The 21,489-nt window shown below is 70.0% G+C and carries 16 protein-coding genes; 11 read left to right on the top strand and 5 right to left on the bottom strand.

Features of this window, described 5'->3' with window-relative positions:
* The 5 genes from tagJ to tssA all read right to left on the bottom strand — a co-directional run bounded on the left by tagJ (position 1) and on the right by tssA (position 4,656).
* A complete protein-coding gene (tagJ, locus tag PSPA7_RS00765) occupies positions 1-786 on the bottom strand; it encodes a type VI secretion system accessory protein TagJ (protein WP_011979135.1) in 786 nt (261 codons plus the stop codon).
* Positions 787-944: 158 nt separating this feature from the next.
* Positions 945-1,433, bottom strand: coding sequence for a type VI secretion system receptor/chaperone Hcp (gene hcp / locus PSPA7_RS00760; RefSeq protein ID WP_003151423.1), 489 nt, complete (start codon positions 1,431-1,433; stop codon positions 945-947).
* 75 nt (positions 1,434-1,508) lie between these two features.
* Positions 1,509-3,005 carry a type VI secretion system contractile sheath large subunit gene (tssC, locus tag PSPA7_RS00755; protein WP_003151425.1) on the bottom strand — a complete coding sequence of 499 codons (1,497 nt, stop codon included), beginning with the start codon at positions 3,003-3,005 and terminating at the stop codon, positions 1,509-1,511.
* Positions 3,006-3,017: 12 nt separating this feature from the next.
* Entirely contained in the window at positions 3,018-3,536 is a 519-nt protein-coding gene (tssB, locus tag PSPA7_RS00750; RefSeq protein WP_011979134.1) for a type VI secretion system contractile sheath small subunit, read from the bottom strand.
* A gap of 88 nt (positions 3,537-3,624) precedes the next feature.
* The gene (tssA, locus tag PSPA7_RS00745) at positions 3,625-4,656 is read right to left on the bottom strand and encodes a type VI secretion system protein TssA (protein WP_011979133.1); all 1,032 of its coding nucleotides are present in this window, start codon (positions 4,654-4,656) and stop codon (positions 3,625-3,627) included.
* A gap of 367 nt (positions 4,657-5,023) precedes the next feature.
* On the opposite strand from tssA, the gene tagH reads away from it, so the two are divergent.
* Genes tagH through tagR form a run of 11 tightly spaced genes read left to right on the top strand, consistent with a single transcriptional unit; the run spans position 5,024 to position 21,434 of the window.
* Entirely contained in the window at positions 5,024-6,550 is a 1,527-nt protein-coding gene (gene tagH / locus PSPA7_RS00740) for a type VI secretion system-associated FHA domain protein TagH (RefSeq protein WP_011979131.1), read from the top strand.
* Positions 6,551-6,594: 44 nt separating this feature from the next.
* On the top strand, positions 6,595-7,059 hold the full coding sequence (gene tssJ / locus PSPA7_RS00735) for a type VI secretion system lipoprotein TssJ (protein ID WP_011979130.1): 465 nt from the start codon (positions 6,595-6,597) through the stop codon (positions 7,057-7,059).
* Between the two features lie 16 nt (positions 7,060-7,075).
* On the top strand, positions 7,076-8,410 hold the full coding sequence (gene tssK, locus PSPA7_RS00730; protein ID WP_011979129.1) for a type VI secretion system baseplate subunit TssK: 1,335 nt from the start codon (positions 7,076-7,078) through the stop codon (positions 8,408-8,410).
* A 6-nt stretch (positions 8,411-8,416) separates the two neighbouring features.
* A complete protein-coding gene (locus tag PSPA7_RS00725) occupies positions 8,417-9,766 on the top strand; it encodes a DotU family type VI secretion system protein (protein ID WP_011979128.1) in 1,350 nt (449 codons plus the stop codon).
* Positions 9,763-13,293 carry a type VI secretion system membrane subunit TssM gene (gene tssM / locus PSPA7_RS00720; protein ID WP_011979127.1) on the top strand — a complete coding sequence of 1,177 codons (3,531 nt, stop codon included), beginning with the start codon at positions 9,763-9,765 and terminating at the stop codon, positions 13,291-13,293. The genes PSPA7_RS00725 and tssM overlap by 4 nt, the downstream gene beginning before the upstream one ends.
* The gene (gene tagF, locus PSPA7_RS00715) at positions 13,290-13,970 is read left to right on the top strand and encodes a type VI secretion system-associated protein TagF (protein ID WP_011979126.1); all 681 of its coding nucleotides are present in this window, start codon (positions 13,290-13,292) and stop codon (positions 13,968-13,970) included. The genes tssM and tagF overlap by 4 nt, the downstream gene beginning before the upstream one ends.
* Before the next feature lie 9 nt (positions 13,971-13,979).
* Positions 13,980-14,708 (top strand): serine/threonine phosphatase PppA, encoded by a 729-nt coding sequence (pppA, locus tag PSPA7_RS00710; RefSeq protein WP_003157819.1) that lies wholly within the window; start codon positions 13,980-13,982, stop codon positions 14,706-14,708.
* 7 nt (positions 14,709-14,715) lie between these two features.
* The gene (ppkA, locus tag PSPA7_RS00705; protein WP_011979125.1) at positions 14,716-17,814 is read left to right on the top strand and encodes a serine/threonine protein kinase PpkA; all 3,099 of its coding nucleotides are present in this window, start codon (positions 14,716-14,718) and stop codon (positions 17,812-17,814) included.
* Positions 17,811-18,530 carry a type IV secretion associated ABC transporter ATP-binding protein TagT gene (gene tagT, locus PSPA7_RS00700; protein WP_011979124.1) on the top strand — a complete coding sequence of 240 codons (720 nt, stop codon included), beginning with the start codon at positions 17,811-17,813 and terminating at the stop codon, positions 18,528-18,530. Before ppkA ends, tagT begins: the two co-directional genes overlap by 4 nt.
* Positions 18,530-19,729, top strand: a complete 1,200-nt coding sequence (gene tagS, locus PSPA7_RS00695; RefSeq protein WP_011979123.1) for a type IV secretion associated ABC transporter permease TagS — start codon at positions 18,530-18,532, stop codon at positions 19,727-19,729. The genes tagT and tagS overlap by 1 nt, the downstream gene beginning before the upstream one ends.
* Complete coding sequence (gene tagR, locus PSPA7_RS00690; protein ID WP_011979122.1) at positions 19,722-21,434, top strand: type VI secretion system-associated regulator TagR; 1,713 nt, start codon at positions 19,722-19,724, stop codon at positions 21,432-21,434. The genes tagS and tagR overlap by 8 nt, the downstream gene beginning before the upstream one ends.
* Positions 21,435-21,489: the final 55 nt, after the last annotated feature.

The raw sequence follows: 21,489 nt of genomic DNA, 5'->3' as shown, positions 1-21,489 counted from the left end.
TCAGGCGTCCGTCGCCTCGAAGTCCAGGCGGCGCAGGTCGAACAGCGCGGTTTCGCCGGCGTCGGTGACGAACAGCCGCTGGCCGAGCGGCAGGCCGCTCTCCAGCCACTCGGTCTTGCGCCCGAGGCGCGCGGCGTCATCGCCGTGCTCGACGGTTTCCGCGTAGCGCGCCGGCAACAGCGCGACGGTGGCGCCGCCGTTGGCCAGGGTCAGTTCGGCCGGCAGCCAGACCAGGTCGCGCAGGTCGCTCGGCGCCTCGACCTGGAGGCTGCGCAGGTTGCTCATCGGCAGCCAGGCATAGCGGCCGTTGACGATCACCTCGAGTACCGGGCCGAGCCGGGTGTCGGCGTCGGCCAGCCAGGCGAAGGGCGTCTCGCCGATCCGCCCGGGCACCGCCGGCGCCGCGTCGAAAGCCTGCTCGCGCAAGCCCTGGGCGGCTTCGCCATGGCCCTCGGCGTCCAGGCTCAGGGCCTGCAGCAGCGGCGCGATCCATTCCGCCGGCTGGCCGAGGATCACCGGGGTCAGGCGCCCGGCGAACACCTCGCGGCGCAACGCCTCGCACTCGATGGCGGTGGAGTAGGTCTGCACCATCGGCAGTGCCGAGGCGTCCAGTTCGCCGACCACCTTGAGCTGGTTCAGCGCCCGCGTCCACTGGCCCATCACCGCCAGCAGCTGGAACAGGAAGATCCGCAGGGTGGCGTTCGACGGCTGGCTGCGCACCTGCTCCTGCAAGGCTTTCAGCGCGTCGTCCAGGCGCCCGGCACGCAACAGTTCTTCGGCGATCATCGCGTTACTTCCCTGTAGCCGGGAGCCCAGGCGCCCGGAACGAGTGAAGGGTCGGACACGGCGCCCGACCCGGTGCAATTGGGTACCTCACGCGGGAGGTCAGGCGGGCGCACCGGCCAAGGCCTGGCGCGGCCAGGCCATGACCGGTGGCCGGCGCATCAGGCCTGTACGTTCTGGCGAATGTTCCAGCCGTACTTGATCGGACCGCCGTCCTTCGCGCCATCGGCCTTCTGCGGCTGGTAGTCGACCTGGACCTGGGCGAAGTTCAGGGTCACGTTCTCGGTCAGGCGGTCTTCGCCGCCGCTGCCGCCGGTGCTCACCGAGGACACCAGGACTTCCTTCAGGGTGATGATCAGGTACTCGACCTGGTTCTCGCCGCCGGCCTTGCGGATGGTCAGCTTCGCCTGCGGATAGTGCTTGCCGCTGGAGCAGGCCATCATCAGGTTGGGCGTGGACTTGTCGATATACTTGGTGAACGACAGGTCCTGCACGTTGACCTTGCCGGCGCCGCCGCCACCGCCCATGTGCATCGACCCGGACTGGGACATGCCCCAGCTCCATGCCAGCACGTCGATTTCCTCGGCGTGAGTCTTGTCCTTGGACTCACCCTTGACGTCGCCGATCTTGATGAACATATCAACAGCCATCTTTCCTCCCGTGTGGCTCGCGCCACTACGCTATGCAAGCGCCCGCCACCATGGCAGGCGCTGTCGTTGAACGCCTCAGGCCTCTTTGGCCGAAGGCAGCTTGGATACCAGGCGTAGCGATACAGTCAGTCCCTCGAGCTGGTAGTGCGGGCGAAGGAAGAACTTCGAGTTGTAGTAACCCGGGTTGCCTTCGACTTCCTCCACCACCACCTCGGCCGCCGCCAGCGGGTGCTGGGCCTTGGTGGTCTCGGTGGAGTGAGCCGGGTCGCCGTCGACATAGTTGAGGATCCAGTCCTGCAGCCAGCGCTGCATCTCGTCCTTCTCCTTGAACGAGCCGATCTTGTCGCGAACGATGCACTTCAGGTAGTGGGCGAAGCGGCAGGTGGCGAACAGGTAGGGCAGGCGCGCCGCCAGGTTGGCGTTGGCGCTGGCGTCCGGATCGTCGTACTCGGCGGGTTTCTGCAGCGACTGCGCGCCGATGAAGGCGGCGAAGTCGGTGTTCTTCTTGTGCAGCAGCGGCATGAAGCCGTTCTTCGCCAGCTCCGCCTCGCGACGGTCGGAAATGGCGATCTCGGTCGGGCATTTCATGTCCACGCCGCCGTCGTCGGTGGGGAAGGTGTGCGCCGGCAGGCCCTGCACCTCGCCCCCGGACTCGACGCCGCGGATCCGCGAACACCAGCCGTAGAGCTTGAAGGAACGGTTGATGTTGACCGCCATGGCGTAGGCCGAGTTGGCCCAGGCGTACTTGCTGCTGTCGGCGCCGTCGGTCTCTTCCTCGAAGGCGAACTCTTCCACCGGGTCGGTCTTCGCCCCGTACGGCAGGCGCGCCAGGAAGCGCGGCATGGTCAGGCCGATGTAGCGGGAGTCCTCGGACTCGCGCAGCGAGCGCCAGCCGGCGTATTCCGGGGTGGTGAAGATCTTGGTCAGGTCGCGCGGGTTGGACAGTTCCTGCCAGGAACCCATGCCCATCACCGTCGGCGAGGCGGCGGAGATGAACGGCGCGTGCATCGCGGCGGAGATCTTCGCCATCTCGCCGAGCAGCTCGACGTCCGGCGGCGACTGGTCGAAATAGTAGTCGCCGACCAGGCAGCCGTAGGGCTCGCCGCCGAACTGGCCGTATTCCTCCTCGTAGAGCTTCTTGAAGATCGGGCTCTGGTCCCAGGTGGTGCCCTTGAACTTCTTCAGGGTCTTGTGCAGCTCCGGCTTGGAGATGTTCAGCACACGGATCTTCAGTTGCTCGTCGGTCTCGGTGTTGTTGACCAGGTAGTGCAGGCCGCGCCAGGCGCTTTCCAGCTGCTGGAAGTCGGCGTGGTGCATGATCAGGTTGACCTGCGCGGTGAGCTTGGCGTCGATCGCCGCGATGATCGACTCGATCGACTTGATCGCGTCGTTGGAGATCAGGCTGGTCTGCTCCAGGGCGTGTTCGGCGAGGGTACGCACGGCGGTTTCCACCGCCTCGCGGGCGCGCTCGGTCTTGGGCTTGAATTCCTGCAGCAGCAGGCTGGCGAACTCGCTGGTCTGCTCGGTGGTGGTCTGGCCCTGGGCCAGGTTCTCGGTGCTCAATTCGGCCATGCTGGAATCCTCTTACGCCTGCGGCTCGTCGTCTTTGGGCTTCGGTGCGCTGGCCAGGGCCTGCAACAGGGCCGGGTCCTTGATCGCCTTCATGATCATGTCCTCGGCGCCGGTCTTGCCGTCCATGTAGGTCAGCAGGTTGGCCAGCTGGGTGCGCGCCTCGAGCAGCTTGTTCAGCGAGTCGACCTTGCGCGCCACCGCGGCGGGGCTGAAGTCGTCCATGCTCTCGAAGGTGATGTCCAGGCTCAGGTTGCCTTCGCCGGTCAGCACGTTCGGCACGTTGAAGGCCACCCGCGGCTTCATCGCCTTGAGCCGGGCGTCGAAGTTGTCCGCGTCGATCTCCAGGAACTTGCGGTCGGCGACCGCCGCCTGGGGCTCGGCGGGCTTGCCGGCGAGGTCCGCCATCACGCCCATGACGAAGGGCAGTTGGACCTTCTTCTCGGCGCCGTACAGCTCCACGTCGTACTCGATCTGCACGCGTGGCGCCCGGTTCCTGGCGATGAACTTCTGACTGCTGGTAGTGCTTCCCATCTCGTTTCTCCCTCGCGCGACGGCGGTTGTTAGCGCCGGCGGAATCGCCCCGGCGGCTTGCAGCGTTGGCCCGGACGGCCGCTAGGCGTTACTCGTTCTCCGGGCCCCGCAGGGTTTCGAACTGAGTGATCCCATCGGGGATGAGATTTCTCACGATTTCGGCGAAGTCCGCCGTCACCAGCGTCTTGGCGCGCTTGAGCAGCACCGGCACCGGGCTCGATGGCTCGTGGCGAACGTAATACTCGAGCAGGCGGTCGAGCTGGCGCAGGACATCCTCGCGGTTGCCGATCTCGCCGCTGGCGCGCGCTGCCGGCACGGCGGCGGCGACAGGCGCTGCGCCGGGCTCTTCGGCGGGGGCCGCTTCGGCGCCCGGCACGACGGATGCGCCGGCGCCCTGCGGGCCGTACAGGTCGAACACCTGGAGGGCCTGGCGAAGCAGTTGGCGAAGGGGGGCGAGGTCGAGGCCCTGGGCCGAGCCGACCCGTTCGGCGACACCGCCCTCGATGGCCAGGGCATGTTCCTGGGCGCCTTCCAGGGCGCGCCGGGTGGCGGCCAGCGCATCGGCGTCGGCATCGGCGAAGGCGCCGGCGATCTGCTCGGGGCTCAGGGTCTCGCTGGCGAAGCGTTGCAGGCCGGCGGCGTTCAGCGCGGCGCGCAGGTTGACCGGGCCGAACGCCCGCGAGCGCACCAGCGGGATCGCCCAGACCAGTTGCAGCAGCGGCTCGGCGACCAGGCCGGTGAGGGCGTTGATGCGGAAGGTGGGGTCGTTGTCGTCATCGGCGTCGAGCAGCGGATAGACCCCGTCCCAGTACTGGTCGAGCAGTTCGCGGACCAGCAACAGGCCCTCGGCGAGCCCGTCCAGGCCGTCGAGGGCGACATTGCTCTGCAGCAGCAGGTTGGCCACCCGCAGGTCCTTGCTGCGGCCGAACAGCTCGCAGGCCAGCGCGCGCACGCGCGGCCACTCCGGCGGTTCGGCGGGCAACACGGCGTCGCCCATCTGCCGCTCGGGCTGGCCCTGGGCGATGCGTTCGAGCTCGAGGAAGGCGGCGTCGTACTCCAGGTCCTCGCCACAGGGCGAGTCCGGGGCTACGGCGGCCAGCAAAACGGGTACATCCAGCACGGTGACGATCTCCCTATCATCGGAGCCGCTACGCGGCCCTCACCTTCGCTTGTAAGATCCACTCCGTCGGATCTTGTAGGAGCCATTGATGAATATCGGATGACTCGAAAGGTTGGCAAAATTCTTGTGGCATGCCGCAATGCTTGTCAAGGAAGGCACAAGGCCACTAGTTGCATGACACCGCAGATCGGACAAATCTTTTAAAGACGTAGGATTAGTCTTTTATAATCCGGTACAACCCGATGTGTCTTCCCGAGGCGACGAAACGCCGGAAAGCCATCGGGCCAGCCTGGATGCGAACCGAAACCCCTCGGGCACGAGGGTGGGCGCCTGGAAGAGCCGGGCGCTGGCAATGCAAGGAGTAGCAATGCCGCTGCGATTGACCATCACCAGCTACCACAAGCTGACCCCCGGTCAGTGTTCGGAAAAGGTACTGGACCAGGGACAGCTGACCATCGGTCGGGGCCCGGACAACGACTGGGTCCTGCCGGACCCGGAGCGCCTGGTCTCCAGCCGCCACTGCACCATCCTCAACCGCGACGGGGTGTACTACCTCACCGATACCAGCACCAACGGCGTGCTGCTGGTCAACGCCGGACATCGCCTGCGCCGCGGCAACAGCGAACCGCTGCAGGACGGCGAGACCGTCCGCCTCGGCGAGTACGACATCCTCGTCCAGCTCGGCCACGACATCGCCCTGCCCGGCAGCGGCAACCCGCAGACCGATCCATTCACCAGCTTCGATGCGCTGATGAGCCGGCAGAACGCCGCCACGGCGCCGGCATTTCCCGAGCCGGCGGCCACCCCGCACCCGGCGGTGGCGGCGCATTTCCAGGGCGGCTCGCCGCTGGATACCAGGCCCGACCTGTTCGACTTCCTCACCCCGCCGCCGCCCGGCGCGGCACCGCGCCCGGACCACGTGCCGGCCGAACAGCACGACTTCCGTCCGCCGGAACCGGTGATCCCGCCACCGCCCGCGATCACTCCGGCGCCAGCGCCCGCTGGCGGTGCGCCGCTGATTCCGGCCGACTGGGACCCGTTCGCCGAGCTGCTCGGCAATACGCCCGCTGCGGGCCCGGCGCCTGCAACGGAACCCCTCGCCACGCCGCTGCCGACGCCGGAGCCGGCACCCCTGGCGATGCCCTTCGCCGACCCCGGGATCACCCAGCAGCCGCCACAGCCACAGCCACAGCCACAGCCACAGCCACAGCCACAGCCACAGCCACAGCCACAGCCACAGCCACAGCCACAGCCAGCGAGCGTGGCGCCGCCGACGCCGCCGGCAAGCGCCGCCCCCACGGCCGGCGCCGACCTGCTGCAGGCGTTCCTGCGCGGCGCCGGGATGACCCAGCTGAAGGTCGACCCGGCCGGCGCCGAGGCGCAGATGGAAGCCATCGGCCGCAGCTATCGCGGCCTGGTGGAAGGGCTGGTCGACGTGCTGCGTGCGCGGGCCAGCCTGAAGGGCGAGTTCCGCATGGCGCAGACCATGATCCAGCCGGTGCAGAACAACCCGCTGAAATTCGCGCCGAACGTCGACGAAGCCATGCTGCTCCTGCTGCGCCGCGACAACCAGGCGTTCATGGCGCCGGACCGCGCGGTGGCCGACAGCTTCGAGGATCTCAAGGCGCACCAGCTGGCAGTGATGGCCGGCGTGCAGGCGGCCATCCGCCACCTGCTGGCACGCTTCGAACCGGCCGCGCTGGAAGCCCGCTTCGGCAAGCCGGCCGGGCTCTCCGGCCTGCTGCCGGGGGCCCGCCAGGCACAGAACTGGGAAAGCTTCACCGAGCTGTACGCGAAGATCCTGCGCGAGGCGGAGGATGACTTCCAAGAGCTGTTCGGCCGCGAATTCAGCCGCGCCTACGAGGAACACAGCGCTCGACTACGGCGTTCCTGACGCCGACGAACACCAGGAGAAACAACGTCAATGAGGACGACACCATGCAGAAACTGATGATCGCGCTGTTCGGGCTGCTGCTCGCCGCCTGCTCGTCCAGCCCGCCGGAAACCCCGCCGACGCGGGTGGTGATCTGGCTCCACGCCGCGCCCAACCTCAACCCGTCCGCCGCCGGCCAGGCGGCGCCGCTGCGCCTGCGGCTGTACGAGCTGAAGAAGGACACCGCGTTCGGCCGCGCCGACTACTTCGCTCTCACCGACAACGCGCCGTCCACGCTCGGCGGCGACCTGGTGGAGCAGGACGAGTTCCTCCTGCGTCCGGGCGAGGAGCGGCGCATCGAGCGCACCCTCGACGAGCAGACCCGCCAGCTCGGCTTCGTCGCCGCCTACCGCGACCTCGACCGCGCCACCTGGCGCCAGGTCCTGGACATCCCGGGGCAACGCACCAGCCATCTCGACGTCACGCTCGGCGCGCAGGCCATCGGCATCGTCGCGCGTCCCGCGCCCTGAACCTCCGGAGTTCCCTATGTCCTGGAATAACCGCGTGGTGTGGTCCGAAGGCATGTTCCTGCGGCCGCAACATTTCCAGCAGCACGACCGCTACCTGGAAACCCTGGTGGATGGCCGCTGCCGCTCGCTCCTGGCGGGTGGCTGGGGCTTCTCCGAACTGAAGCTGGACGACGCCCTGCTGACCCAGGGCAAGCTCGCCGTGCTCAGCGCCCGCGGCGTGCTGCCGGACGGTACGCCGTTCAACATCCCCGCCGACGACCCGGCGCCGGCACCGCTGAACGTCGAGGAAAGCCTGCGCGACGGCATCGTCTACCTCGGCCTGCCGCTGAAACGGGTCGGCACCCGCGACACGGCGGAGGAGGGCGAGGCCCTCGGCGGCGCCCGCTACGTCAGCCAGGTGCAGGAAGTGCGCGACGACAACGCCGCCTTCGAGAGCCGCGCGCCGGTGGCCCTGGGCAGCCAGGCGTTCCGCCTGCTGACCGAGCGCGACGGCCTCGGCGAGTACGCCGCGCTGGGCATCGCGCGGGTCCGCGAGAAGCGCGCCGACCAGGCCCTGAGCCTGGACGAGGACTACCTGCCGCCGGTACTCGATATCGCCGCCGCGCCGCCCCTGGCGTCCTTCGCCAAGGAACTGCTGGGCCTGCTCCACCAGCGCGGCGAGGCCCTCGCCGGACGGGTGGTGGCCTCCAGCGCCGGTGGCGCCTCGGAGATCGCCGATTTCCTGCTGCTGCAACTGGTCAACCGCGCCGAGGCGCTCACCGGCCACCTGTCCCGCGTGCGCCCGCTGCACCCGCAGGAGCTGTACCGCGAGCTGGTGGCCCTGGCCGGCGAGTTCTGCACCTTCACCGCCAGCCAGCGGCGTCCCGAGGAGTACCCGGTGTACAACCACGACGACCTGGCCGCCAGCTTCGCCCCGGTGATGCTCGCCCTGCGCCAGGCGCTGGCGACGGTGATCGACGCCAAGGCGATCGCCATCCCGATCGTCGAGAAGGCCTACGGTGTGCATGTCGCCATGCTCAGCGACCGCAACCTGATCGACAACGCCAGCTTCATCCTGGTGGTGCGCGCCGACGTGCCCGGCGAGACCCTGCGCGGGCACTTCCCGCAGCAGGCCAAGGTCGGCTCGGTGGAACACATCCGCGACCTGGTCAACCTGCAGCTGCCGGGCATCGGCCTGCTGCCGATGCCGGTGGCGCCGCGGCAGATCCCCTACCACGCCGGCTCCACCTATTTCGAACTGGACCGCGGCAGCGCGCACTGGAAGCAGCTGACGCACTCCGGCGGCTTCGCCTTCCACATCGCCGGCCAGTTCCCCGGGCTGAACCTGGCCTTCTGGGCCATTCGAGGATAAGCAACGATGTCCCCCATCGACGATCCCTTCGGCACCCCGGCCGGCGGTGGCAACGGAAGCCCGCCCGACGACCGCACCATGATCATGCCGCGCCCCGGCGGTCGCGCGCCGGAACCGGCCAGCGGCCCCCGCGCCGGCGACCCCTACACGCCGCCGCCGATGGCCAGCCTGGCACCGCTGGCCAGCCGGGGCGACGGCCTCAACCCGCTGGAGCAGGCCGCCGGCCCGCTGCTGGCGATGCTCACCCGCCTGCGCAGCACCATCGCCCACCCGGCGCCGGCCAGCCTGCGCGCACAGCTGCTCGGCTACCTGCGCCAGTTCGAGGAGAAGGCGCGCCAGGCCGGGGTCGCCGCGGACGAAGTGATGCTGGCGCGCTACGTGCTCTGCACCGCCCTCGACGAAGCGGTGCTCAGCACGCCCTGGGGCAGCGCCAGCGACTGGGGCAAGCAGAGCCTGTTGATCACCCTGCACAACGAGGCCTGGGGCGGCGAGAAGGTCTTCCAGCTGCTCGAGCACTGCCTGCAGAACCCGCACCAGCGCCTGCATCTGCTGGAGCTGCTGTACCTGTGCACCAGCCTCGGCTTCGAAGGCCGCTACCGGGTCATGCACGACGGCCGCAGCCAGCTGGAGACACTGCGCGAGCGCACCGCGGCGGTGATCCGCAGCACCCGCGGCGAATACGAGCGCGAGCTGTCGCCGCACTGGCGCGGCCTCAGCGTGATGCGCGACCGCCTTTCGCAATACCTGCCGCCGTGGGTCGGCATCGCCATCGGCCTGGCCCTGCTGCTGGCCCTGCTGTTCGGCCTGCGGATGAAGCTGGCCGCCGACGCCGAGCCGGTGTTCAGGCGCATCCACGCCATCGGCGAGATCCCGGTACAGGCCATCGACCGCCCGGCGATCCAGCCGCGGGTGATCGAGCGGCCGCGCCTGGCGCGCTTCCTCGCCGAGGACATCAAGGCCCAGCGGGTGGCGGTGGAAGACGCCGTCGATCGCTCGGTGGTGACCATCCGCGGCGACGAGCTGTTCGCCAGCGCCAGCGCCAGCGTGCGCGACGAGTTCCAGCCGCTGCTGCTGCGCATCGCCGACGCCCTGCGCAAGGTCAAGGGCCAGGTGCTGGTCACCGGCCATAGCGACAACCGGCCGATCGCCACGCTGCGCTACCCGTCCAACTGGAAACTGTCCCAGGCCCGCGCCCAGGAGGTCGCCGACCTGCTCGGCGCGACCACCGGCGAAGCCGGCCGCTTCACCGCCGAAGGGCGCAGCGACACCGAGCCGGTGGCGACCAATGCCAGCGCCGAAGGCCGCGCACGCAACCGCCGGGTGGAAATCACCGTATTCGCGGAGGGTGCGCAATGAAAGGCTTCCTCAACTTCTTCACGCGCTGGGTGGTGCCGGTGCTCGGCCTGCTCGCTCTGAGCCTGGTCATCTGGTTCCTCGGCCCGCTGCTGCGCCTGGGCAACTACGAGCCGCTGGCCTCGGCGACCAGCCGCTGGGTGCTGATCGCCCTGCTGTTCCTGGTCTGGATCGGCTTCCGCGTGCTGCGCATCGTGCAGGCCCGGCGCAACGCGGCGAAGGTCATGCAGAGTCTCGCCGAGGTCAGCGCGCCGGACGCCGCCAGCGTCGCCACCGCCGAAGAGCTGGCGACCCTCAAGCAACGCATGGACGAGGCCCTGGCCCTGCTCAAGCGGGCCAAGCTGGGCGGCAGCGAGCGGCGCAACCTGTACGAGCTGCCCTGGTACGTGATCATCGGCCCGCCCGGTTCGGGCAAGACCACCGCGCTGATGAACTCCGGCCTGGACTTCCCGCTCGCCGCGCAGATGGGCGCCGGGGCGATCCGCGGGGTCGGCGGCACGCGCAACTGCGACTGGTGGTTCACCGACGAAGCGGTGCTGCTGGACACCGCCGGCCGCTATACCACCCAGGACAGCCACGCCCAGGTGGACAAGGCCGCCTGGCTGGGCTTCCTCGACCTGCTCAAGACCCAGCGCAAGCGCCGTCCCATCGATGGCGCGTTCATCGCCATCAGCCTCTCCGACCTGCTGCTGGGCAGCGACGCCGAGCGCGCCGCCCACGCCCAGGCGATCCGCGCGCGGATCCAGGAGCTGTACCAGCAGCTCGGCGTGCGCTTCCCGATCTACGTGATGCTGACCAAGTTCGACCTGGTGCCGGGCTTCATGGAGTTCTTCGACAGCCTGAACCGCGAGGAGCGCGCCCAGGTCTGGGGAATGACCTTCGCCCTCGACGACGGCAAGAGCGCGGAAGGCCCGCTGGCGGGTTTCGCCAGCGAGTTCGCGCTGCTCGAGCAGCGCCTCACCGCGCGCCTGGTCGAGCGCCTGCAGCAGGAACGCGACCCGGCGCGGCGCGACCTGGTCTACGGCTTCCCGCAGCAGTTCGCCGCCCTGCGCGAGTGCCTCGGCGAGTTCCTCAATGGCGTGTTCAAGCCCAACCCCTACGAGGAACGCCCGCTGTTGCGCGGCCTGTACTTCACCAGCGGAACCCAGGAAGGCAGCCCGATCGACCGCCTGATCGGCAGCATGGCGCAGTCGATGAACCTCGACCGCCAGCACCTGGCGCGGCAGACCGGCACCGGGCGCAGCTACTTCATCGAGCGGCTGTTCCGCGAAGTGGCGTTCGGCGAGCGCGGGCTGGTCGGCACCAACCCGAAGGTCGAGCGCCGCCGCAAGTGGCTGACCATCGGCGCGCTGAGCGCCACCGCGCTGGTGGTGCTGGCGGTGACGGCGGTATGGATCGCCAGCTACCGCGCCAACCAGAGCTACATCGCCGCGGTCGACCAGCGCGTCGACCCGCTGGCGCGCGGCATCGAGTCGCTGAGTCCGGCGCAGCGCGACGTGCTCGCCGTGCTGCCGCAGCTCAACGCGGTGCAGAACCTCGCCAACGACGCGCCGGGCTGGGCCGAAGGCTACGGGCTGTACCAGGGCGACATGCTCGGCGAGGAGTCCGCCAGCGTCTACCGCAAGCTGCTGATCGCGGTGTTCGCCCCGCGCCTGGTGACCCGCATCGAGGAACAGCTGCGCTCCGGCGGCAGCAGCGACTTCCTCTACGAGGGCCTGAAGGCCTACCTGATGCTCGGTAGCCCCGACCACTACGACGCCGACTTCATCAAGGCCTGGATCAGCCTCGACTGGGAACGCAACCTGCCGCGCGACCTCTCGCCGGAACAGCGCCAGGCGCTGCACGCGCACCTCGACGCGTTGCTCGAGCGGCGGCCGCCGTCGGCGCGCCTGGACCAGGACCTGGTCGAGGACCTGCGCCGCCAGTTGCAGCAACTGCCGGTGGCGCAGCGGGTCTACGACCGGGTCAAGCGGCAGAGGCTGCCCAAGGACGTGCCCGACTTCCGCATCAGCGACGCCGCCGGCCGCGACGCGCCGCTGGTGTTCGCGCGCAAGAGCGGCAAGCCGCTCACCGACCCGCTCAGCGGCTTCTTCACCTACCGCGGCTACCGCGAGGTGTTCCTCACCGCCAGCCTCAGCCAGGCCGGCACCATCGCCGAGGAACAGTGGGTGCTCGGGCGCGACCTGAACGATGCCGGCGACGCCGCCAACCTGGCCCTCGACGTGCGTCGCCTGTACTTCCAGGACTACCTGCGGCAGTGGGACGACCTGCTCGCCGACCTCACCGTGGTGCCGATCACCAACGTCACCCAGGCCGCCGACGTGCTGCGCATCCTTTCCGGACCGACCTCGCCGTTCCGCAAGCTGCTCGAGGCGGTGGCCCGCGAGACCGACCTGCAGAAAGGCGACCGGCTGGTCGCCGCGCAGGTGAAGAAGGCCGCCGACGGCACCGTGGACAAGCTCAAGCAGCGCCTCGGCTCGCTGGTCGGCCAGGAAGAGGAGGGCGTCCGCGAACAGCCGCAACAGGCCGACAGCGACCCGATCAGCGCGCACTTCGCCGAACTCAACAGCCTGGTCAGCAAGGGCGAGGGCGGCAACGAGCCAGCGCCGATCGACAGCCTGCTGGAGGACATGAACACCCTCTACGTACAGGTCAGCGCCATGGCCGGAGCCAGCGGCGACTCGCTGCTCGGCGACGCCAAGAACCAGGTGGCCGCCGCCGCCTCGCGCGTGGCCCTGAGCGCCGAGCGCCAGCCGCCGGTGGTCCAGGGCCTGGTGAAGAAGGTGGTCAACTCCACCACCAGCAGCATGATGGGCAGCGTGCGCAACCAGCTCAACGCGGCGTGGATCAGCGACGTGGTCAGCGTCTACCGGCAATCCCTGGCCGGGCGCTACCCGATCGCCGCCGGCAGCTCGCGCGACGCCACCCTGGAGGACTTCGGCCACTTCTTCGGGGCCGGCGGGGTGATGGACAGCTACTTCCGCCAGTACCTGCAACCCTACGTCGACACCTCCGCCAGCACCTGGCGCTGGCAGCCCGGCGCGGCGCAGAAGCTCGGCATCAACCCCGGCGTGCTGCACACCTTCCAGCGCGCGGCGGCGATCCGCGACGCCTTCTTCCGCTCCGGCGGCATGCAACCGACGGTGCGCTTCGAGCTCAAGCCGGTGACCATGGACGCGGCGATCAGCCAGTTCATCCTCGACCTCGACGGCCAGCAACTGACCTACGACCACGGCCCGAGCCGCCCGGTGGCGATGCAGTGGCCGAGCGCCAACGGCCTCGGCGTGGTCCGCCTGACCGTGACGCCGGCGCCCAGCAGCGGCCGCTCCGGGCTGACCCTGGAAGGCCCCTGGGCCTGGTTCCGCCTGCTCGACCAGTCGGACCTGGAGCGCGGCAACTCGCCGGACCGCTTCACCCTGCGGCTGCGCATCGACGGCTCCAGCATCGCCTGCGAACTGCGCGCCAGCAGCGCCTTCAACCCCTTCAAGAGCCGGGTCGTGTCCGGTTTCAGCCTCCCGGAGCGCCTTTGAACAGCGTCGGTTTCTACGGCAAGCTGGCCGGCCGCGGCGACTTCGTCAGCCGCGGCCTGCCGAACACCTTCGTCGAGCCCTGGGACGCCTGGCTGGCCAGCGGCATGCGCGCCAGCCAGGACGAACTCGGCGCGGCCTGGCTCGACGCCTACCTGACCAGCCCGCTGTGGCGCTTCGCCATCGCCCCCGGCCTGCTCGGCGACGATGCGGTGGCCGGAGTGGTGATGCCGAGCATCGACCGGGTCGGCCGCTACTTCCCGCTCACCGTGGCCTGCCTGCTGCCGGCGAACGCCGACCTCGGCGCGCTGGTCGGCGGCGACGACGGCTGGTTCGAGCAGGTCGAGGGCCTGCTGCTCTCCACCCTCGAACCGGAAGCCGAGGTCGAAGCCTTCGAGCAGGCGGTGGCGCAGCTCCCGGCGCCGCCCTGCGGCCCGCGCATCGAGCAGTCGCTGATCAGCGGCAACCTGCTGCGCAGCGAGGCGGCGACCCCGGCACAGCGCCTCGCCGCCCTGGCCCAGCACGCCTGCGACGGCGCCAGCCACTGGTGGGGCCGCGGCTCGGCGCGGATTTCCGCAGGCCTGATGCGCTACCAGGGACTGCCGCCGGCGCCGGCGTTCGGACGATTTCTCACCGGCGAGGGCGAGGTGATCCCGCTCTTTCCCGGCATACCCGGTTAAGGACAACTGATGGTGCCCAACTCAGTCAGCTACTACAGATCGGCCAGCTACAGCCACGTCGGCATGGTCCGCAAGGTCAACGAGGACGCCAGCCTCGACGCCCCCGAGTCCGGGCTCTGGGTGGTCGCCGACGGCATGGGCGGCCACGCCGCCGGCGACTTCGTCAGCAGCCTGATCGTCGACACCCTGCGGCGCATCCCCGCCGCCTCCTCGCTACCGGCCTACGTCGGCGCGTTGCGCACCGGCCTGGCCCAGGTCAACGAGCGGGTCCGCCAGGAGGCCGGCCTGCGCGGCGTCAGCGTGATGGGCAGCACCCTGGTGCTGCTCGCCGCGCGCGGCAACCAGGCGAGCTGCCTGTGGGCCGGCGACAGCCGCCTGTACCGCCTGCGCGGCGGCGTGCTGGAAGCCATCTCGCGGGACCACAGCTACGTCCAGGAACTGCTCGACAACGACCTGATCAGCGAGGACGAGGCGCGCCACCATCCGCGCGCCAACGTGGTCACCCGCGCGGTCGGCGTGCACGAGCGACTGGAGCTCTCGGAAGCCGCGCTGCACGTGCTGCCCGGCGACAGCTTCCTGCTCTGCAGCGACGGCCTCAACAAGACCGCCGACGACAGCGAACTGCGCGACGTGCTCGGCCACAGCGATCCCTACGCGGTGGTGCGCAGCCTGGTCCACCTGGGCCTGACCCGCGGCGCCCCGGACAACATCACGGCCCTGGTGGTCAGGGCCTTCTGAGACGGACATGGACATAGAACTTCCGGGTTTCGACATCGAACGCGAACTGGGCGAAGGCGCCATGGCCACGGTCTACCTGGCCACCCAGCGCTCGCTGCAACGCAAGGTGGCGCTCAAGGTCATGGCCGCGGCGCTGGCCGCCGACCCGAGCTTCGCCGAACGCTTCCTGCGCGAAGGTCGGACCCTGGCGCGGCTGTCGCACCCGAACACGGTGACCATCCACGACATCGGCAACGTCGGCAGCTGCTACTACATGGCCATGGAGTACCTGCCCAACGGCACGCTCAAGGAGCGTATCCAGCAGGGCCTCGATCCTGAGCTGGGCCTGGCCTACGTGCGGCAGGTGGCCGCCGCGCTCGGCTACGCGCACTCCCAGGGCCTGGTGCATCGCGACGTGAAGCCGGCCAACATCCTGTTCCGCGCCGACGGCACCGCGGTGCTCTCGGACTTCGGCATCGCCAAGTCGATCGAGGACAATACCCAGTTCACCCAGGTCGGCTTCGCCGTCGGCACCCCCAGCTACATGAGCCCGGAGCAGGCCCGTGGCCAGGAGATCGACGGCCGCGCCGACCTCTACGCGCTGGGCGTGGTGCTCTACGAGATCCTCACCGGCAAGCTGCCCTACAACGGCAAGGATTCGCTCTCCACCGCCCTGGCCCACCTCACCGAGCCGCTGCCGGAACTGCCGATCGAGCAGGGCCGCTACCAGGACATCCTGCGCCAGTTGCTGGCCAAGGACCCGGCCGAGCGCTTCCCCACCGCCGGCGCGCTGATCGCCGCCCTCGACCGCCTGGCGCCGAGCGCCCTGGAAGCCACCCAGATCCGTCCGCTGGCGACGCCGCAGGGCTCGCCGCGAGCGACCGACCCGCCGCCGGCCGGGCCCGCGCCCATGCCGCCCGCCGACCTCGGCGGCCTGCAACCGGTGTCGATCCAGTTGCCGCCGGTCACGCCCAGCGCCGGCGGCGCCACGCCGCCTCCACCTCCGCCGTCGCAAGCGGCGAAACCGCCATCGCCCCCGCCGCCTCCGTTGCCGCCGGCGAAGCCACGTGCCGGCGGCAGCCGCACGCCGCTGATCGCCGCCGCCGCGGCCGCCGTGCTCCTGGCGATCGGCGGCGGCGCCTGGTGGCTGCTGGGCTCGGGCGACGCGCCGAACGCTGCCGATCCAGCGCCGCTGGGACAGACGCCGACGGACAAGCCGCCGCAGCAGACTCCGATGGCCGACGCCGAACAGGACGGCGGCGAGCGTCCGCTGCTGATGCCGGGCAAGAAGACCCTGTTCCAGCGCGTCCTGACCAAGCCCGGCGCGGCCATCTCCGCCGAGGCTGGCGGCCCGCCCCGGGCCGGCGCGGTGCCGGCCTTCTCGGTGCTCTACGTGTACGCCCGCAAGCAGGTCGGCGGCAGCCCCTGGCTGCGCGTCGGCGCCTCGAGCAACGGCGCGGGCGACGGCTGGCTGCCGGCCAGCGCGGTGAGCGACTGGAAGCAGAGCCTGGTGCTGAAGTTCACCGAACGCTCCGGCCGCGCGCCGGTGATGTTCCTCAACAGCGCCGAGCAGGTCGAGCGCCTGCTCGGCGATACCCGCGCGGCGCGCGACACCCTGACCCAGGCGGTGGACCACGAGGGCGATCCGCAGGTGGTCGCGGTCGAGCCCAACGACCGGGCGATCCCCCAGGACCAGTTCTACCTGCTGCCGATCTTCGATTCGAAGGAGAGCTTCGACGCCGACGGCCAGCCGGCGCAGTTGCTGGAGGTCGCCTCGATCGACCCCGGCGGCAGCGCCGCGGCACCCCAGGCGCCGGGCCAGGCCGGGCAGGGCGGCGCCAGCGGCGCGGCGAGCGACACCTTCCGCACCGGCATCGTCCTGGTGGTGGACACCTCGGTGTCGATGCAGCCCTACATCGACCGCGTGCGCGAGGTGATCGATGGCCTGCAGCGGCAGATCGGCGAGCGCGGCGACCTGGACAAGGTCAGCTTCGGCCTGGTCGGCTTCCGCAACAACACCGACAAGACCCCCGGCCTGGAATACGTCAGCAAGACCCTGGTGCCGCTGCAACCGGGCAACGACGCACAGCGCTTCGCCGAGCTGAGCAGCCAGGTGCGCGCCACCGACGTCTCCAGCCACTCGTTCAACGAGGACGCCTTCGCCGGGATCATGCAGGCGGTCGACGAAATGGACTGGTCGCCCTATGCCGGGCGCGTGGTGCTGCTGGTCACCGACGCCGGCGCGCTGCGCAAGAACGACCCCCTCGGGCGCACCCAGATGAACGAGGCCGAGGTCCGCCAGGCGGCGCTGCGCAAGGGCGTGAAGATCTATGCCCTGCACCTGCGCACCCCGGCCGGGAAGAACAACCACGGCTACGCCGAGCAGCAGTACCGCAGCCTCACCGCCGACGCCAACCCGAAGATCGCCGACCTCTACATCCCGGTGGCCGGCGGTGAGGTGAACGCCTTCGGCAACACGGTGAAGGAGATCGGCACGGTGTTCGCCGACCTGGTCCACGACGCCGGCAACCGCAAGCCGCAGGCGCCGCGCTTCGACGCCGCGCCGAGCGTGGCGAGCAAGTCGGCGGCCATCGGCTACGCCATGCAGATGGAATTCCTCGGCCGCCGCGACCCGGTGCGCGCGCCGCAGGTCGTCACCGCCTGGACCGCCGACCGCGACCTGACCAACCCGGCGCTGCCGGCGTTCCAGGTCTGCGTGCTGCTGAGCAAGCTGCAACTCAACGAATTGCAACAGTCGCTGAAACTGATCGTCGACGCGGCCAAGCGCACCCAGACCTCGCCCAAGGACTTCTTCCAGGAGATCGCCAGCGCCAGCGCCTACATGAGCCGCGACCCGGCGCAGCTGGTGAAGGGCAGCAACCTGGCGCAGAGCGGCGTGCTCGGCGAATACCTGGAAGGCCTGCCGTACCGCAGCAAGTCGCTGAACATGACCCAGGACCTCTGGTTGTCGCTGAGCGTCGCCGAGCAGCAGGACTTCATCGACGAGCTGGAGTCGAAGATCCGCCTCTACGAAACCTTCCACAACGACGTCGCCAACTGGGTCCGGTTCGGCGACGCCGACGCCGGCGACGCGCTGTACCGCGTGCCGCTGTCGACCCTGCCATGATCCTGCGCCTGCATGAGGTCGCCCGCAGCCACGGCGCCGGCCGCCAGCGCTACCGCCTGCGGGTGCCGGCGCTGGAATTGCGCGCGGGTCGCCAACTGGCCATCGTCGGCCCCAGCGGCTGCGGCAAGAGCACCCTGCTCGACCTGCTGGCGCTGGCCCTGGCGCCGGACCCGGGCGGGCGCTTCGAATTCCTCGCCGGGGAGCGCCCCCAGGACATCGCCGCGCTCTGGCGCGACGGCCGCCAGGACCGCTTGGCGACGCTGCGCCGGCAGCACTGCGGCTACGTCCTGCAAAGCGGCGGGTTGCTCGAGTTCCTCGATGTGCGGCGCAACATCGGACTGCCCTGCGCGTTGCTCGGCGCCCCGTCCGCCGAGCGCGTGCAGACGCTGGCCGAGCGACTGGAAATCGGCGACCAGCTGGACAAGAAACCGGCGGCGCTGTCGGTCGGCCAGCGCCAGCGGGTCGCCATCGCCCGCGCCCTGGTGCATGCGCCGCGCCTGTTGCTGGCCGACGAACCGACCGCGGCGCTCGACCCGCTGAACGCCGAACGGGTGATGCGCCTGCTGGTGGAGCAGGCCCGCGAGCGCGGCGCCTGCACCGTGGTCGCCACCCACGACGAGCGCCTGGCCCGCGCCGCCGGCCTGGAGGTCCTGGCCATCCGCTGGCAACGCGAGGCCGACGACAGCGTCGGCGCCTGCCTCGAGGATGCCGGCTGATGCGCGCCGGCCTGCTGCTCTCGCTGGCCTGGGCCGACTATCGCGGCGAGGCGCGCCTGTCGCTCTGCGCGATCTTCGCCCTGGCGGCGGTGATCACTCCACTGCTGGTGCTGTTCGGCCTCAAGTACGGCCTGGTCGGCACCCTCACCGAACGCCTGGAACGCGCGCCTTCGGTGCGCGAGATCATTCCGGTCGGCGGCGCCCGCTACCGCGCCGAGGACATCGCCGCCCTGGCCGCACGCGCGGACGTCGCCTTCGCCGTGCCGCGCACCCGGCAGATCGCCGCCAGCGCCGACCTCAGCGGTGGCGGCGAGACCGTCCTCAGTGTCGAGATGATTCCCAGCGCCGCCGGCGACCCGCTGCTGGCCGGCCTGCCGCAACCCGACCGGCCGACCCGCGTGGTGCTCAGCCACGGCGCCGCGGAAAAGCTCGGCGCCCAGCCTGGCGAGCGCATCGTCGCGCGCATCGGCCGACGCATGGACGGCCAGGCACAGAGCCAGCGCCTGGAGCTGGAAGTACTGGCGGTGCTGCCGCAGGAACGCTTCGCCCGCGACGCGCTGTTCGCCCCGCTGGCCCTGCTGGAAGCCGCCGAGGATTACCGCGACGGACGCGCCGTGCCCGCCTACGGCTGGCCGGGGAAGGCCGGCGGAGCACCGCGCGAACGCATCTACCCGGGCTTCCGCCTGTATGCCCGCGACCTCGACGCGGTGGAAGGGCTGCGCCGGCATTTCGTCGCCAGCGGTGTGGAAGTGGCCACCCAGGCCGAGGCCATCGCCCAGGTGCGCAGCCTCAGCCGCAACCTCGGACTGGTGTTCTGGATCGTCGCCGCGCTGGCCATCGGCGGCGCCTTCGCCGCCATCGCCGCCAGCAGCCTGGCCGCCGTCGAGCGCAAGCGCCGCGCCCTGGCGGTGCTGCGCCTGCTGGGCTTCCCGACCGCCGCGCTGGTCGGCTTCGTCATGCTCCTGGCGCTGTTCAGCGCTCTCTTCGGACTGCTTCTCGCCGGGCTGCTGTACGCCGCCGCGGCCGGCGCGCTGAACCACCTGTTCGACAACCAGAGCGGCGAGTTCGTCTGCCGCCTGCTGCCCAGCCACTTCCTGGCGGCGCTGCTCGCCACGCTGCTGTGCAGCGTGCTGGCCGCCGCCAGCGGCGGCTGGCGCGCGGCGCGGATCGAAGCCGCAGAGGGATTACGCGATGTTTGAGAAAGCCATTCTTCCGCTCGCCCTCGGCGCCTGCCTGGGGTTCGCCGCGCCGGCCTGGGCCGAAGGCGACCCGCCGGACAATCCCAGGCCGCTGGCCGACGACGTCGCCCTGCCGCTGCCGTGCGGCGGCGAGATGGTCTTCCGGCACGTCTACGTGCTCGCCGAGGGCGCCCTCGACGATCGCGAGGTCAATCTCGGCTACGCCTTCAACGAAGGCGAGGCCGGCTACCAGCAATCGTTCATCTCCGGCTACCGGCGCGACTACGTGAACGGCCAGTTCAGTCTCGCCGACCTGGCCCCGGCCTGGCAGCAGAAGCTCTCCGCCAGCCTGCCGAAGCCCGCCGCCGGCACCCCGCTGAAGCCGATGCTGTACTTCATCGGCAAGTACGAGGTGACCGCCCGCCAGTACGCCGCGGTGATGAGCCAGGCCGCCGCGCTCTCCGGCCAGGGCGAGGCGCCGGCCTGCGACGTGCCGAGCGGAATGGCCGCGCGCCTGCCCAAGGTCGACCTCTCGCGCTTCGACGCCGAACGCTTCGGCGCGGTGTACAGCGCCTGGCTGCTGAAGAACCACCCGGACCTGCTGCCGGTCAGCGGCCGTGGCAAGAATCCCGAGGACGGCGGCACCGGTTTCGTCCGTCTGCCCACCGAGGTCGAGTGGGAGTTCGCCGCGCGCGGCGGCCAGGCGGTCAGCCGCCAGGAGCTGGAAGGCCGGCTGTTCCCGCGCAAGGTCGAGGGCAGCGACCAGGAAGGCCCGCTGGCCGACTGGGCGGTGTACAACCAGGTCGCCGGCGGCACCGGCCAGGCCGCGCGGCTGCTGCCGGTGGGGATGAAGCGGCCGAACCCGCTGGGCCTGTACGACGTGATCGGCAACGCCGCGGAGATGGTCCAGGAGTCCTTCCAGCTGGTCCACGCCGGTCGCCGGCAGGGCACCTATGGCGGTTTCGTGGTGAAGGGCGGGAACTATCTCGAAGGCGAGATGACTCTATTCACCGGGATGCGCCGCGAATATCCGCTGTTCGCCGCCGACGGCAGCGAACAGCGCAACGCGACCACCGGTTTCCGCGTCGCCATCGGCGCGCTGTCCGCGCCGCGCTCGCGCTATCCCGAGCTGTTCGCCCAATGGCAGAAGGAAGGCCGACTAGCGGCATTGACCGATGCCATCGATGACGCTCAAGATCCCACCAAGCAATTGGACGGAATCATTGCCGCCACCCGCGACCCGCAGATGCAGGCGCAGTTGGCCCAGATAAACGAGGAACTCAAGCGTAACGTTTCGTTGATCGCCCGGCAGCGCGAAGAAGCCGCCGGAAACCTGATACAGTCGGCGGCACTGGTCGCCGAGACGATCAACAACTACAACATACGCCTGACCAACCTCAAGAAGGACAGGGAGAAAGCCGTGGCAGCCAGGGATCAGGCGACCGCCCAACTCTATGCCGGCGCCATCGCCAACGGGCGCAGCGCCCTCGACGGCGCATTGGCCATCTACATCGACAACCTCGCCACCGGCACCCGTTACACCGACGCGGTGATCCAGGCGCAGTTCCAGCGCATCCAGGAAGAACTCAATCGCAACCCGGTTCTGGGCAAGAGCCTGGTCAAGCGCGCGACCCTGTTCGTCAAACACGTCGGAGATTATCGCCAGCAGCACCGGGCCGAGCCGGAGGCGGTATTGAAGGAATTGCTCGCGTCCAGCGGGCGTTGAAGGAGCTCCGTCCGGCACCTCTCGGCAGCCGGACGGTTCGTCAAACCAGGAGTGA

The sequence above is a fragment of the Pseudomonas paraeruginosa PA7 genome (assembly GCF_000017205.1).
GTDB classification, from domain to species: Bacteria; Pseudomonadota; Gammaproteobacteria; order Pseudomonadales; family Pseudomonadaceae; genus Pseudomonas; species Pseudomonas paraeruginosa.
The sequence above is the reverse complement of the archived record's forward strand: the minus strand, read 5'-3'. Positions and strand labels throughout refer to the sequence as shown.